At 61.9% G+C, this 14569-nt stretch carries 11 protein-coding genes; 1 reads left to right on the top strand and 10 read right to left on the bottom strand.

Features of this window, described 5'->3' with window-relative positions; translation table 11 throughout:
• Nucleotides 1-98: 98 nt before the first annotated feature.
• Nucleotides 99-2162, top strand: coding sequence for a polyphosphate kinase 1 (gene ppk1 / locus QCE69_RS09535; RefSeq protein WP_309919789.1), 2064 nt, complete (start codon nucleotides 99-101; stop codon nucleotides 2160-2162).
• Nucleotides 2163-3073: 911 nt separating this feature from the next.
• Here the strand turns inward: ppk1 and phoR are convergent.
• The 10 genes from phoR to ftsH form a co-directional block, all read right to left on the bottom strand.
• The gene (gene phoR / locus QCE69_RS09540) at nucleotides 3074-4387 is read right to left on the bottom strand and encodes a phosphate regulon sensor histidine kinase PhoR (RefSeq protein ID WP_309930440.1); all 1314 of its coding nucleotides are present in this window, start codon (nucleotides 4385-4387) and stop codon (nucleotides 3074-3076) included.
• Nucleotides 4388-4470: 83 nt separating this feature from the next.
• Nucleotides 4471-5172, bottom strand: a complete 702-nt coding sequence (gene phoB, locus QCE69_RS09545; protein WP_008342029.1) for a phosphate regulon transcriptional regulator PhoB — start codon at nucleotides 5170-5172, stop codon at nucleotides 4471-4473.
• A 42-nt stretch (nucleotides 5173-5214) separates the two neighbouring features.
• Nucleotides 5215-5919: a phosphate signaling complex protein PhoU gene (phoU, locus tag QCE69_RS09550; protein ID WP_309809047.1), complete on the bottom strand. Its 705-nt coding sequence runs from the start codon at nucleotides 5917-5919 to the stop codon at nucleotides 5215-5217.
• A gap of 40 nt (nucleotides 5920-5959) precedes the next feature.
• Nucleotides 5960-6835, bottom strand: a complete 876-nt coding sequence (pstB, locus tag QCE69_RS09555; protein WP_309809049.1) for a phosphate ABC transporter ATP-binding protein PstB — start codon at nucleotides 6833-6835, stop codon at nucleotides 5960-5962.
• 15 nt (nucleotides 6836-6850) lie between these two features.
• The gene (gene pstA, locus QCE69_RS09560) at nucleotides 6851-7723 is read right to left on the bottom strand and encodes a phosphate ABC transporter permease PstA (RefSeq protein ID WP_309930442.1); all 873 of its coding nucleotides are present in this window, start codon (nucleotides 7721-7723) and stop codon (nucleotides 6851-6853) included.
• Nucleotides 7723-8706: a phosphate ABC transporter permease PstC gene (pstC, locus tag QCE69_RS09565; protein WP_309809054.1), complete on the bottom strand. Its 984-nt coding sequence runs from the start codon at nucleotides 8704-8706 to the stop codon at nucleotides 7723-7725. Before pstC ends, pstA begins: the two co-directional genes overlap by 1 nt.
• A 123-nt stretch (nucleotides 8707-8829) precedes the next feature.
• Nucleotides 8830-9861 (bottom strand): phosphate ABC transporter substrate-binding protein PstS, encoded by a 1032-nt coding sequence (gene pstS, locus QCE69_RS09570; RefSeq protein ID WP_309930444.1) that lies wholly within the window; start codon nucleotides 9859-9861, stop codon nucleotides 8830-8832.
• A 220-nt stretch (nucleotides 9862-10081) separates the two neighbouring features.
• Nucleotides 10082-11443, bottom strand: a complete 1362-nt coding sequence (gene glmM, locus QCE69_RS09575; RefSeq protein ID WP_309930445.1) for a phosphoglucosamine mutase — start codon at nucleotides 11441-11443, stop codon at nucleotides 10082-10084.
• A 119-nt stretch (nucleotides 11444-11562) separates the two neighbouring features.
• Nucleotides 11563-12363 carry a dihydropteroate synthase gene (gene folP / locus QCE69_RS09580; RefSeq protein WP_409021202.1) on the bottom strand — a complete coding sequence of 267 codons (801 nt, stop codon included), beginning with the start codon at nucleotides 12361-12363 and terminating at the stop codon, nucleotides 11563-11565.
• Between the two features lie 194 nt (nucleotides 12364-12557).
• The gene (gene ftsH, locus QCE69_RS09585) at nucleotides 12558-14444 is read right to left on the bottom strand and encodes an ATP-dependent zinc metalloprotease FtsH (RefSeq protein WP_309809061.1); all 1887 of its coding nucleotides are present in this window, start codon (nucleotides 14442-14444) and stop codon (nucleotides 12558-12560) included.
• Nucleotides 14445-14569: the final 125 nt, after the last annotated feature.

The following is a 14569-nucleotide window of genomic DNA, read 5'->3' on the forward strand; positions in this document are numbered from 1 at the left end:
AATTTGTGAAAATCGTTCTGTCATCAAAAATACATCAAACTGTGAGAGCATTCGAGCGCACCTTTGCCCCTTTGATCGAGACACCCTCCATCCTGCCGATGTCCATCCGCTATCCGCTCTTCAACCGCGAACTGGGCATATTAGGTTTCAACGAGCGCGTCCTCGCGCAAGCCGCCGATACGACGGTTCCGCTGTTGGAACGCCTGCGCTTCATCTGTATCACCAGCAGCAATCTCGACGAATTCTTCGAAGTCCGCATGGCGGGTCTGCAAGAGCAGATGCGCGACAACCCCGGCACGCTGTCGCCGGACGGCATGTCCTTGCAGCATGTGTACGACCTCGTGTCCGAGCGCGCGCAGCGTCTGGTGCGCCAGCAATATTCGATGCTGCATGACATCGTACTGCCGGCGCTCGAGATGGAAGGCATCTACTTTCACGGCGCTGAAAGCTGGAGCGAGCAACAGACCGCCTGGGCGCGCGACTATTTTCACAATGAACTGCTGCCGGTGCTGACGCCGATCGGCCTCGATCCCGCGCATCCGTTCCCGCGCGTGCTGAACAAGAGCCTTAACTTCGTCGTCGAACTTGAAGGCACGGACGCCTTCGGACGACAGGCGATGATGGGCATCGTGCAGGCGCCGCGTGCGCTGCCGCGCCTGGTGCGCATGCCGGAAGCGCTGTCGGGCTATCCGCACGGTTTCGTGCTGCTGAGCTCGTTCATGCAGCATTTCGTCAGCGACTTGTTTCCGCACCTGATCGTGCGGAGCTGCAACCAGTTTCGCATCACGCGCAACAGCGAGTTGTTCGTCGATGAAGACGAGATCACCAATCTGCGGGTCGCGCTGCAGGGCGAACTGCCGGCACGCCATCTCGGCAATGCGGTGCGGATGGAGGTGTCGGCAGAAACGCCGCCGCATCTCGTGCGCCGTTTGCTCGATGAAAGCCAGTTGAGCGAGCGCGACCTGTACCGCGTCAACGGGGCCGTGAATCTGGTGCGGCTGATGCAGTTGCCGGAGATGGTCGACCGGCCGGACCTGAAGTTCGTGCCGCATATTCCGTCGGTGCCCAAGGCGATCGCCAACACGACCAATCTCTTCGATGCGATCGATCAGGGCGACATCCTGATGCATCATCCGTACGAGAGTTTTCAGCCTGTGCTGGAGTTGCTGTTGCAGGCCGCGAAAGATCCGCAAGTAGTTGCCATCAAGCAGACCATCTATCGCACGGGCACGGATTCGCCGTTGATGGATGCGCTCATGCAGGCGGCGCGCAATGGCAAGGAAGTGACGGTGGTGGTGGAACTGCTGGCGCGCTTCGACGAGGAGACGAATATCAGCTGGGCTTCGCAGCTGGAGGCTGTGGGCGCGCATGTGGTGTATGGCGTGGTGGGCCACAAGTGTCACGCGAAGATGGTGTTGATCGTGCGGCGTGTGTCGCAGGGCGGCAAGCTGGTGCTGAAGCGTTATGCGCATCTGGGCACGGGCAACTATCACCCGCGGACGGCGCGTCTTTATACCGACTTCGGCCTGATGACCGCCGACCAGGAAATGTGCGAGGACGTGCATCATGTGTTCCAGCAGCTGACGGGCATTGGCGGAGAGATTGCGCTGCATCAGTTGTGGCAGTCGCCGTTTACGCTGCACGCGAAGCTGATCGATGCGATTCGCGCCGAGGCCGAGCATGCGCGCCTTGGGCGGCGGGCACGTATTGTTGCGAAGATGAATGCGTTGCTCGAGCCTACTGTGATCGAAGCCTTGTATGAGGCTTCACGCGCGGGCGTGAAGATCGATTTGATCGTGCGGGGGGTGTGTTCGCTGAAGCCCGGGGTGGAGGATCTTTCGGAGAACATCACGGTGAGGTCTATTGTCGGGCGCTTTCTCGAGCATCATCGGATCTTTTATTTTTACGCCAATGGCAAGGAAGATGTGTTCTTGTCCAGTGCCGACTGGATGGATCGCAATTTCTTCCGCCGGGTCGAGGTCGCGTTTCCGATCCGCGATCGGCGGTTGAAGCGGCGAGTCATCGCCGAGGGTTTATCCGTTTGTCTTGGGGATAATCAGTCGGCTTGGGTCATGCAAAGTGATGGGCATTATCGGAAACGCCGGCCCGGGAAGTCTATTCGCAATGCGCAATTAGGGCTTCTGGCTAAGTTCTGTTCTTGATTTTGCTGGCGCTTGATGTTTTTCGCTTGCGCTTCCATGGACTTCCTGTGATCGCGTCGGTCCGTTAGCACTGCCCCTCCCCGGGGCGGGGGTCTTCGCTCTCGTCCTTCGCGTGGGTTGCTTTTGTTTGCCAGCGCTTCTATGGACTTCCTGTGTTCGCGTCGGTCTATTAGCACTGCCCCTCCCCGGGGCGGGGGTCTTCGCTCTCGTCCTTCGCGTGGGTTGCTTTTGTTTGCCAGCGCTTCTATGGACTTCCTGTGTTCGCGTAGGTTTATTAGCACTGCCCCTCCCCGGGGCGGGGGTAACTTTCTTTGCCGCTGCAAAGAAAGTCACCAAAGAAAGCAGCTTTTTTCTCGCCCAGCGTCATCAAATGGGCGCAGCACAGAACCCCGTTTCTGGCCCGGCCGTAGAGCGTGCCCTCATAGGCCACACCGGGCGTGGATCGCGGACCCACTGGGACAAACTGCCGTTCAGCGAACTGGTGCAGCACCTGAGGGTTCCGGCCCAGCGCTACGCGCTGCCGGAGGGTATGCAAGGGAAACCAGTGGGAGGCAAGAGCAATGAGATGGACGCGTAAGCAAGAGTGCACTGGCATCCCCGATTGACCGGTCGGCGGCGCGTAGCGCAGCGCCGGAGCATGCAAGGGCTGCACCAGTCTGTTCTGTGGTGCGATTTCACAGTGGGTCCGCGATCCACGCCGGGTGTGGCCTATGAAGGCACTCTCTACTGCAGTGCCAGAAACATGGTTCTGTGCTGAGCCCGTGTGATGACGCTGGGCGAGAAAAAAAGCTGCTTTCTTTGGTGACTTTCTTTGCAGCGGCAAAGAAAGTTACCCCCGCCCCGGGGAGGGGCAGTGCTAGCAGACCGACGCGAACACAGGAAGTCCATGGAAGCGCTGGCAAACCTCAACCCTAAGCCGCGAGAGACTTCCGAAAAGCCGTCCGCGAGGCGGGAAACCTGACGACAAACGTACTCCCCCTCCCCACCTCACTTTTGACATCAAGCTCAGCGTGATGCCTCTGCAGCACATGCTTGACGATGGCGAGCCCCAAACCGGTTCCACCGGTATCCCTTGAACGGCTGCGATCCACGCGATAAAACCGCTCCGTGAGCCGCGGAATATGCTCAGCCGGAATACCGAACCCGCTGTCCCGTACCGAGAACACCGCGCGGTCCTTAACCCGCTCCCACGAAACATCGATCGTCCCGCCGTCAGGCGTATACCGAACAGCATTCGTGACGAGATTCCCAAGCGCGCTCATCACTTCCGTCTCGACACCCGCCACGGTCAGCGAGTCATCGCTATGAAACGTAATCCGATGCCGCCCATTGGACAGATTGTTCGCATCGTCCTCGATATGCCGGATGACCGAGCGCATGTCCAGCACCTCATCGCCCGGCGGACGCATGTCGCCTTCGAGATTCGCCAGCACCAGCAGATCGCGCACGATGTTCTGCATCCGCAGCGCCTGCTGGTTCATCATGTCGAGATAACGCATGCGATCCGCTTCATCGAGCGGCAACTCACGCATCGTTTCAAGAAAGCCCGACAACACCGTCAGCGGTGTCTTCAACTCATGCGAAACATTGGCGACGAAATCGCGGCGCATGGAATCCGTGCGCTCCAGCTCGGTGATGTCCTGCGTCAGCACCAGCTTGCGGTTGTCGCCGTACGGAAACACCTGCACCGACACCGTGTACTTGCGGTTCACGCCCATGCCGCGCATCACGAGCGTCTCTTCGTAATGGTGTGAATTCAGATAGCGGATGAAGTCGGGAGCCCGCACCAGATGCGTGATGTGCTGGCGCAAGTCGCGCTTCGCATCGAGCCCGAAATGCTGCTCGGCAATCGCGTTGCACCATTCAATCTGATCGTGATCGTCCAGCATCGCGACGCCGTTCGGCGAAGCCTGGATCGCCTGGATGAAACGCGCATGCTGTTGCTCGACCTGCCGCACTTGGGCATGCCAGCGCTTCGCGAGCTTGTGCAGACGGTAGTAGATTTCGCCCCAGACGCCGAGCGCGCTCGGCACTTCGCCGTACACCGGCGCTTCCAGCAGACGCCACAGACGCTGCATGTGATACGTGACGAAGAAGCCCTGCACGACAAGCATGAGCACCGCGAAAGCCAGCGCGACGCGCACGCCGGCCAGCGCGCCAAGCGCGGCGCTGATGCCCGCGAGCAGCGCGAAGGACACGATGGCGCGCGTCCAGATGATGTTCATGGTGGCGATGAATCTGAGTGACGTTGATACAGCAGAACCGACGAGAAACCTGGCAGCAGCCGCCCGCCGTGTCACACCTTGTTTCAGGCGCTCTTCGCGAGCCGGTAACCGCTGCCACGGACCGTTTCGATCATAGCATCGCAGCCCGCCGGCTTGAGCGCGGCGCGCAAACGCTTGATATGCACATCGACCGTACGCTCTTCCACGAACACGTGATCGCCCCACACCTGGTCGAGCAACTGCGTGCGGCTGTGGACTCGCTCCGGGTGCGTCATGAAGAAGTGCAGCAGGCGGAACTCGGTCGGTCCGAGATCGAGCTTGATGTCGTTGCCCGAATGACTCGCCGCAACACGATGCGTCGCCGGATCGAGCCGCAAGCCGTTGATCGCCACCACGTCTTCCGTCAGCTGCGGCGCCCGCCGGCGCAGCACCGCCTTGATGCGCGCCATCAGTTCCTTCGGCGAGAACGGCTTCGTGACGTAGTCGTCCGCGCCGATCTCCAGTCCGAGCACCTTGTCCTGCTCGTCGCCACGCGCCGTCAGCATGATGATCGGAATGTGCTTGGTGCGCTCGTTGTTGCGCAGCTCGCGTGCGAACGCAATGCCCGACTTGCCGGGCAGCATCCAGTCGAGCAGCACGAGATCGGGCAGCACGTCACTGATCAGGTTTTGCGCCTGCTCCGCGTTATAAGCGCGAATGGGGCAATGCCCCGCATGCTGGAGATTCACCGAGATCAGCTCGGAGATCGCGGGTTCGTCTTCGACGACGAGGATACTGCTGGGCATCGGCACCTCTGGACCTTTTTGCTTGGGTTGTTACGCGGCGAATTAACTCAACGCCTCGCGTTCGAGCTGGTCGCGCGACTTGTGCCGCACGTCCGTGCCCTTGACGATGTAGATGATGAACTCGGCGATGTTCTTCGCGTGATCACCGATGCGCTCCACCGCCTTCGCGATGAACAGGTAATCCAGACCCGCCGAAATGGTGCGCGGGTCTTCCATCATGTACGTCACGAGCTTGCGCACGAAGGCGCGGAATTCGTCGTCGATGGCCTTGTCGTCGCGCACGATCTGCGCGGCCGCCACCGTGTCCAGACGCGCGAACGCATCCAGCGCGCGGCGCAGGATGGACACCGCCATCTCGCCCGACAGACGGATCTCGGCGATGTTCACCGTGCGGCCCGCGCCGTCTTCGTTGATGCGCTTCACGCGCTTGGCGATCTTCTCGGCTTCATCGCCGGCGCGCTCGAGATTCGTGATGGTCTTCGAGATGGCCATCAACAGACGCAGGTCACGCGCGGCCGGCTGGCGGCGCGCGATGATGTTGCTGCACTCCTCGTCGATCTCGACTTCCATCGTGTTCAGACGCGCTTCCGCCGCGATCACCTGGTCGGCGATGCCGATGTCGAATTCGTTCAGCGCCTGCATCGCCGCGATGATCTGCGACTCGACCAGACCGCCCATTTCCAGCACCTTCGACGACACCGCATTGAGGTCGGCGTCGAACTGGCTTGAAAGATGTTTGTCGGACATGTGTGCTCCTTAAGCCTGTGTGTTTTGCCTGGGCTGACGATCAGCCAAAGCGGCCCGTGATGTAGTCTTCCGTTTCCTTGCGGGCCGGCTTGATGAATATCTTTTCGGTATCGCCGAATTCGATCAGTTCACCCAGATACATATAGGCAGTGTAGTCCGAACAACGCGCCGCCTGCTGCATGTTGTGCGTCACGATGACCACCGTGTAATCGCTCTTCAATTCAGCGATCAGCTCTTCGATGCGGCCCGTCGAAATCGGGTCGAGCGCCGAGCACGGTTCGTCGAGCAACAGCACTTCCGGACGGATCGCGATGCCGCGCGCAATGCACAGGCGCTGCTGCTGACCACCCGACAGGCCATAGCCGCTCTGCTGCAGCTTGTCCTTCACCTCGGTCCAGAGCGCCGCCTTGGTCAGCGCCCATTCGACGCGATCGTCCATTTCCGAACGCGACAGCTGCTCGAACATCTTTACGCCGAACGCAATGTTGTCGTAGATCGACATCGGGAACGGCGTCGGCTTCTGGAACACCATGCCGACACGCGCGCGCAGCAGCGAGATGTCCTTGGTAGTGTCGAGCAGGTTCACGCCGTCCATCAGGATCTCGCCTTCGGCGCGCTGTTCCGGATAGAGCGCGTACATCTTGTTGAAGGTGCGCAGGAGCGTGGACTTGCCGCAACCCGACGGCCCGATGAAGGCCGTGACCTTCTTCTCGGGAATGCGCAGGTTGATGTTCTTCAGCGCGTGATACTTGTTGTAGAAGAAGTTGAGGTTGTTCACCTCGATCTTCGGCTTCATCGAATCCAGCGACGGCGCGCCGTGCGTCGGACGCACGCTGCCCGGCACCGGACCGCGCTCGACCGGCTTGTCTTCAGTCTTCGAATTCAGGTGGTTGACACCACTTTCGACCATATTCATGGAATCACTCCGCCCTTATTTCTTCGAGAAGATCGCACGCGCCAGGATATTCAGACCCAGCACGCCGAGCGTAATCAGGAACACACCGGCCCACGCGAGCGATTGCCACTGCGGGAACGGACTCATCGCGAACTTGTAGATCGTGACCGGCAGGTTGGCGATCGGCTGATTCAAGTCCATCGAGAAAAACTGGTTCGACAGCGCCGTGAACAACAAGGGCGCGGTTTCGCCGGTGATACGCGCGACCGCCAACAGCACGCCGGTGACGATGCCGCCGACCGACGCCTTCAGCGTGATCGACATCACCATCTTCCACTTCGGCGTACCAAGCGCGAAAGCCGCTTCACGCAGCGCGTTCGGCACGAGCTTCAGCATGTTCTCGGTCGTGCGGATCACGATCGGAATCTGCAGCAGCGCCAGCGCAATCACGCCGGCCCAGCCCGAGAAACGGCCCATCTTCGCCACGACGATCGCATACACGAACAGACCGACGACGATCGACGGCGCCGACAGCAGGATGTCGTTGATGAAGCGCGTCACGCTCGCGAGCCAGCCCTTCTGCCCGTACTCGGCGAGATACACGCCCGCGAAAATGCCGAGCGGCGTGCCGACGAAGGTCGCGATCACCACCAGCAGCAGGCTGCCGACACCGCCGCCATCGGTGTTCGGCGGCGGCGTGGACTGCGTGAAGAGATCGATCGACAGGCCGCCGATGCCGAGCTTGAGCGTCGTATAGAGAATCCACACGAGCCAGATCAGGCCGAAGGCCATGGCCGCGAGCGACAGCGTCAGCGCCACCACATTGGTGCCGCGACGGCGGCTCTGCAGCTTCTGGCGAGTCGCCTGGAGGCGCGCCGGATCCTGGTTGAAAGCAGCGGGACGGCTCATTATTTACGGCCCTCCCCGCGTTCCATGCGCAGCAGCATCAGCTTGGAGAGCGCGAGTACGAAGAAGGTGATCACGAACAGAATCAGACCGAGTTCCATCAGCGCCGACGTGTGCAGGCCCGGGCTCGCTTCAGCGAACTCGTTGGCAAGCGCCGAGGTGATGCTGTTGCCGGGCGAGAACAACGAGACGTTGTCGAGCAGATTGGTGTTGCCGATCACGAACGTGACCGCCATGGTTTCGCCGAGCGCGCGGCCAAGGCCGAGCATCACGCCGCCGATCACGCCGGCGCGCGTATAGGGCAGCACGATCTTCCACATCACTTCCCAGGTCGTGCAGCCGATGCCATACGCCGATTCCTTCAGCAGCACGGGCGTGACTTCGAAGACGTCGCGCATCACCGAGGCGATATACGGAATGATCATGATCGCGAGGATCACACCGGCGCACAGGATGCCGATGCCGATCGGCGCGCCCTGAAAGAACATGCCGATCACGGGCACGCCGCCGAGCAGCTTGCCGAGCGGCTTCTCGAAATATTCAGCGAAGATCGGCGCGAACACGAGCAGGCCCCACATGCCGTAGACGATCGACGGGATCGCGGCGAGCAGTTCGATGGCGACGCCGAGCGGACGGCGCAGCCACGCGGGCGACAGTTCGGTCAGGAACAGCGCGATGCCGAAGCTCACCGGCACGGCGATGATGAGCGCGATCAGCGAGGTCGCGATGGTGCCGTAGATGGGCACGAGCGCGCCGAAGGAATCGCTGGGTGGATCCCACTCGGCACGCCACAGGAACGACAAGCCGAACTTTTGAATGGTCGGCATCGACGCGATGAGCAGCGAAACGATGATGCCGCCCAGGAGAAGCAGCGTGATGACGGCTGCAAGCCGCGTCACGCCGCCGAAAATGATGTCGCCGAGCGGGCTGGGCGCGCGCTGCGTGTGCGCTGCTGGCACAGCCGACGATAAGTTGATGTCCGACATGGGAGCCTTGGTTTCGCTACGTGTCAGACCGCGCGACAGGCCTTTCGGCCTGCCGCACGGCTTGCTTTGCTGCTGACTGTCCGCCGCCTCAACAGCTTAGGACAGTTTCATACGGCAGGTGCCTTACTCTGCGACGGACTTGCCCGAAGCGTCCTTGACCTTCGCCTTCCATTGCGTCTTGATTTCGGCAACGACCGAATCCGGCAGCGAGATGTAGTCGAGGTCGTTGGCAGCCTGACCGCCGTTCTTGAACGCCCAGTCGAAGAACTTCAGCGTTTCCGTGCCTTGCGCCGGCTTGTCCTGCGTGGCGTGCAGCAGCACGAACGTTGCGCCGACGATCGGCCATGCGTTCTTGCCCGGCTCGTCCGTCAGGATCTGGTAGAACGACTTCGACCAGTCCGCGCCCGCGGCAGCGGCCTTGAACGTGTCCGTCTTCGGCTCGACGACCGTGCCCGCCGAGTTCTTCATGCCGATGTAGGTCATCTTGTTCTGCTTCGCGTAGGCCCATTCCACATAGCCGATCGCGCCCGGCAGACGCTGCACGAAGGCCGCGACGCCGTCATTGCCCTTGCCGCCCGTACCCGTCGGCCAGTTCACCGTCGAGCCTTCGCCGACCTTAGACTTCCAGTCGGCGTTGACCTTCGACAGGTAGTTCGTCCAGATGAAGCTGGTGCCCGAACCATCGGCGCGGCGGACCACGGCGATGTCGGTATCCGGCAGCTTCGCCTTCGGGTTCAGCGCAACGATCGCCGGATCGTTCCACTTCTTGATCTTGCCGAGGTAGATGTCGCCGAGCACCTGGCCCGACAGCGTGACTTCACCGGCCTTGACGCCCGGCACGTTGATCACGGGCACGACGCCGCCCACCACCGTCGGGAACTGGAACAGGCCGTCCTTGGCCAGCTCGTCGTCCTTCAGCGGAGCGTCCGAACCGGCGAAATCCACCGTCTTGGCGATGATCTGCTTGATCCCGCCCGACGAGCCGATGCCCTGGTAGTTCACCTTGCCGCCGCCGGACTTCTGGTAGGCATCCGCCCACTTGGTGTAGATCGGGGCTGCGAAGGTGGAACCCGCGCCGGTAAGGTCGGCTGCTTGGGCAGAAACGGCGAAGAGTGCACCAATCAAGCCAGCCAGCGCGGTGTGCATCAATTTCATTCTTGATCTCCAGTAGTGAGCGTGTGTCGTGTGCGTAGAGACGACACCGCGAAATATAGGAGGAGTTCGTGACAGTAATATGACTAATCGTGAAGGCCGCGTGTCATTACGCTTACGTGTTGAAAGTCTGATCCGGGCCGATTTGTCAAATGATTGATCGCAAATAAAAAAGCGGGCTGGCGCCCGCTTTTAGCAAAATGTGACAAATTTCAGTAAACGCTCACGAAGTCGCTTTCTTTACCACCTGAGCAATCGTTTCCGCGTGCTGAACAGCGTCCTGCTGCGCGGCGGCTTCCACCATCACGCGCAGGACCGGTTCGGTTCCCGAGGCACGAATCAAGACCCGTCCGTGCGATTCGAGGGAACGCTCGGCTTGTTCGACCGCGCGACGAATTGCCTCGCTGCTCTTCCAGTCCGCGCCGGCGCTCATGCGCACGTTGATCAGTTTTTGCGGGAACAGACTGACGCCGTCGAGCAGCTCGGCCAGCGACTTGCCGCTGCGCTGGATCGCCGCCAGCACCAGCAGCGCCGAGACGATGCCGTCGCCGGTCGAATGGCGGTCCAGCGACAGGATATGGCCCGAGCCTTCGGCGCCCAGTTGCCAGCCGTTCTCGCGCAGCTTTTCGAGCACGTAGCGGTCGCCCACCGCGGCGCGCACGAACTGCACGCCCGCGTCCTTCAGCGCGACTTCGACGGCCATGTTGGTCATCAGCGTGCCGACCGCGCCCTGCACCTGGCCGTCGGTCGCGATGCGGTCCTTGACGAGCACGTAGAGCAGTTCGTCGCCGTTGTAGAGCCGGCCGGTCGAATCGACGATCTGCACGCGGTCGGCGTCGCCGTCGAGCGCGATGCCGAGATCGGCCTTGTGCTCCAGCACCGCGCGCACGAGCGCATCGGGTGCGGTGGCGCCGACGCCGTCGTTGATGTTGAAGCCGTTCGGCGCCACGCCGATCGACACGACTTCCGCGCCGAGTTCGTGGAAGACGTGCGGCGCGACGTCATAGGCGGCGCCATGAGCGCAATCGACGACGAGCTTGAGCCCGCGCAGGTCGAAATTCGCGGGAAACGTGCTCTTGCAGAACTCGATGTAGCGGCCGCCGGCATCGTCCAGACGCCGCGCCTTGCCGAGACGCTCGGAGGGCGCGCATTCCATCGGCTGCTCGAGCTGCTGCTCGATCTGCAGTTCGACTTCGTCGGGCAGCTTGTTGCCGTCCGCCGAGAAGAACTTGATGCCGTTGTCGTTGTAAGGATTGTGTGATGCGCTGATCACCACGCCCGCCGACAGGCGCAGCGCCCGCGTCAGGTAGGCGACGCCGGGCGTCGGCATCGGGCCGGCCAGCATCACGTCGACGCCCGCGGCCGAGAAGCCCGATTCGAGCGCCGCTTCGAGCATGTAGCCGGACACGCGTGTGTCCTTGCCGATCAGCACCGTCGGGCGATTGCCCTTTTTCTGATGGGCGCGATCCGCGCCGGCCAGCACCTTGCCCGCTGCGTAGCCGAGCTTGAGGACGAAATCGGGCGTGATCGGGGCCACGCCTACGCGCCCCCGCACACCGTCCGTACCGAAATATTGACGTGCCATTGTTGCTTGACCCTCCTCGCGGACATATGGCGCCTGTTATAGGCCCGCGGATGTGTTGACGTTCGTTCTAAACCGGTGCGTGCGCCTGCACCGTGATCCTTGCCGATTTAAGTCCGGTGTCAATCATGTCTGCCGGACGCGGCTTCCTGAGTGGCCTGCCAGACCTTGAGCGCATCGACGGTTTCCGCGACGTCGTGTACCCGGATGATCGCCGCGCCCTGCTCCGCCGCGCAGACGGCCGCCGCGAGACTCGCCGCAAGCCGTTCGCCGGCGCCGCGGCCGGTGACGGCGCCCAGCATCGATTTGCGCGACATGCCGGCGAGCAGCGGCACATTCGTGCCGGCAGGCAACGTCTGACGCAAGTGACCGAGCAGCGCGTAATTATGCGCCACCGTCTTGCCGAAACCGTAGCCAGGATCGAGCGCGATACGCGAAGCCGCGATACCTGCGCTGCCGAGCGCGGCCAGGCGCGCTTCGAAGAAGCTGCGCACGTCGGCGACGACGTCCTCATAGACCGGCTCGTGGACCTGCATCGTGCGCGGTTCGCCGAGCATGTGCATCACGCACAGGCCGCAATCGCTGTCCTTCACGGCGTCAAGCGCGCCTTCCTGACGCAAGCCCCAGATGTCGTTGATCATGTCCGCGCCAGCATCGAGGACGGCGCGCATGACGGCGGGCTTGTAGGTATCGACGGAAAGCGGCACGTTGACGGCGCGCAACGCCTCGACGATCGGCACCACGCGCTCCAGTTCCTCGTCGAGCGGTACCGGCGGCGCGCCGGGCCGGGTCGATTCGCCGCCGATGTCGATCATGTCGGCGCCATCGGCGAACATTTTCCCAGCGCGGGCCAGCGCATCTTCACGCGACAGGAAGCGGCCGCCGTCCGAGAAGGAATCGGGCGTGATGTTGAGGATGCCCATGACGAGCGGACGTTCGAAGCGCAGCACGAAGCGGCCGCATTGCAGCGGTTCGGCCAATGGTGAAGATGCGTGCAAGTTGCTCAAGCTGAGTGGCCAGGACTATACAGGCTGAGGAAAGTACTGCATTCCGTGCCCGGAAATTGAAAATGGGCCGGCGTGCAAAGCACACCGGCCCATCAACGGAAGCGTGAAACTCAGGCCGTGGCCGGCGCGTTGCCCGGCTTGACCTCGGTGCCGCTGCTGCCGCCCGGAGGCGTGTCGCCCGACGGCGGCGGCATGTTCTTCGGCGGACGCGGCGGACGATCCGACATGATGTCGGTGATCTGGTCGGCGTCAATGGTTTCCCATTCGAGCAGCGCCTTCGTCATCGCCTCGACCCGTTCGCGGTTGTCTTCGAGCAGCCTGCGGGCGAGCGCATATTGCTCGTCGAGGATGCGGCGGATTTCCGCGTCGACCTTCTGCTGCGTCGCTTCGGACACCGACTTCGCGCCCATCTTGCCGAACATGCCGTTTTCTTCGGTATCGACGTACACCATCGTGCCGAGCACATCCGACATGCCGTAGCGCGTCACCATGTCGCGCGCCATCTTGGTTGCGCGCTCGAAGTCGTTGGAGGCGCCCGTGGACATCGAATTCAGGAACACTTCCTCGGCCGCACGACCACCGAACAGGATGGCGATTTCCTCGAGCATCTTGTCGCGGTACAGGTTCACGCGGTCATGTTCCGGCAACTGCCAGGTGACGCCCAATGCCCAGCCGCGCGGCATGATCGTGACCTTGTGGACCGGATCGGCGTGCGGCAGCAGCTTCGCCACCACAGCGTGGCCCGACTCGTGATACGCCGTATTGCGGCGTTCTTCCTCGCGCATCACAGCCGACTTGCGCTCCGGACCCATGAAGATCTTGTCCTTCGCGTCTTCGAAATCCTGCATCTCGACGATGCGCTTGCCGCGACGTGCCGCAAACAGCGCGGCTTCGTTCACGAGATTCGCGAGATCCGCACCCGAGAAACCCGGCGTACCGCGCGCGATGACCGAAGCGTCGACGTCGTTGGCGATCGGCACCTTGCGCAGATGCACCTTCATGATGTGCTCGCGGCCGCGAATGTCCGGCAGACCGACGTACACCTGGCGGTCGAAACGGCCCGGACGCAGCAGCGCCTTGTCGAGCACGTCGGAACGGTTGGTGGCGGCAATCACGATGACACCTGAATTCGCCTCGAAGCCGTCCATCTCGACGAGCATCTGGTTCAGCGTCTGCTCGCGTTCGTCGTTGCCGCCGCCCATGCCTGCGCCGCGATGACGGCCGACCGCGTCGATTTCGTCGATGAACACGATGCAAGGCGCATGCTTCTTGGCCTGCTCGAACATGTCGCGGACCCGGGCCGCGCCCACGCCGACGAACATTTCCACGAAGTCAGAACCCGAAATGCTGAAGAACGGCACCTTCGCCTCGCCGGCGATGGCGCGTGCCAGCAGCGTCTTGCCGGTACCCGGAGGGCCGACCAGCAGCACGCCGCGCGGAATGCGCCCGCCCAGCTTCTGGAACTTCTGCGGGTCGCGCAGGAAGTCCACCAGTTCGGACACTTCTTCCTTGGCTTCGTCGCAGCCGGCGACGTCGGTGAAATTGATTGCGTTGTTGTTCTCGTCGATCAGCCGCGCTCGCGACTTGCCGAACGAAAACGCCCCGCCTTTGCCGCCCCCCTGCATCTGCCGCATCATGTAGAACCAGAAACCGATGATCAGGATCGTCGGTCCGAGGTAATACAGTGCGGAAACGAGGGCGTTGGGTTCGTCGTCAGCCTTGCCGCTGACCTGAACGCCGTATTTCATGAGATCGCCGACCATCCAAATGTCGCCCGGCGACACGATCTGGTATTTCTGGCCATCTGCCGGAGTAACCGTGAGATTGCGGCCCTGAACGGTGACGTTCTTGACTTTGCCGTTTTTCGCGTCGTCCATGAACTGCGAATAGGACACCCCTTCCTGCACGCGTGGCTTGTCGAACTGCTTGAACACCGTGAACAGCACCAGTGCGATCACGAGCCACACTGCCGCCTTAGAGAACATATTGTTGTTCAAAGCACCACTCCTCACTCATAGACGGGCGCCTACATAAACCTTGCGACGCCACCGAAGCATTCTAATCCAGACCGCTAACCCCTGCCATAAGGTTTAACTACCGCATAAATAGCGGCAAGGGCGGT

It is taken from the genome of Caballeronia sp. LZ032 (assembly GCF_031451315.1).
Lineage (GTDB): Bacteria > Pseudomonadota > Gammaproteobacteria > Burkholderiales > Burkholderiaceae > Caballeronia.

Bases quoted from the DNA above. Each gene is read 5' to 3' on its own strand.
- folP (WP_409021202.1), bottom strand. From the start codon at position 12,363: ATGGGCATCCTCAACATCACGCCCGATTCCTTCTCGGACGGCGGCCGC.
- glmM (WP_309930445.1), bottom strand. From the start codon at position 11,443: ATGGCACGTCAATATTTCGGTACGGACGGTGTGCGGGGGCGCGTAGGC.
- pstS (WP_309930444.1), bottom strand. From the start codon at position 9,861: ATGAAATTGATGCACACCGCGCTGGCTGGCTTGATTGGTGCACTCTTC.
- ppk1 (WP_309919789.1), top strand. From the start codon at position 99: ATGTCCATCCGCTATCCGCTCTTCAACCGCGAACTGGGCATATTAGGT.
- phoU (WP_309809047.1), bottom strand. From the start codon at position 5,919: ATGTCCGACAAACATCTTTCAAGCCAGTTCGACGCCGACCTCAATGCG.
- phoR (WP_309930440.1), bottom strand. From the start codon at position 4,387: ATGAACATCATCTGGACGCGCGCCATCGTGTCCTTCGCGCTGCTCGCG.
- phoB (WP_008342029.1), bottom strand. From the start codon at position 5,172: ATGCCCAGCAGTATCCTCGTCGTCGAAGACGAACCCGCGATCTCCGAG.
- pstC (WP_309809054.1), bottom strand. From the start codon at position 8,706: ATGTCGGACATCAACTTATCGTCGGCTGTGCCAGCAGCGCACACGCAG.
- pstA (WP_309930442.1), bottom strand. From the start codon at position 7,723: ATGAGCCGTCCCGCTGCTTTCAACCAGGATCCGGCGCGCCTCCAGGCG.
- pstB (WP_309809049.1), bottom strand. From the start codon at position 6,835: ATGAATATGGTCGAAAGTGGTGTCAACCACCTGAATTCGAAGACTGAA.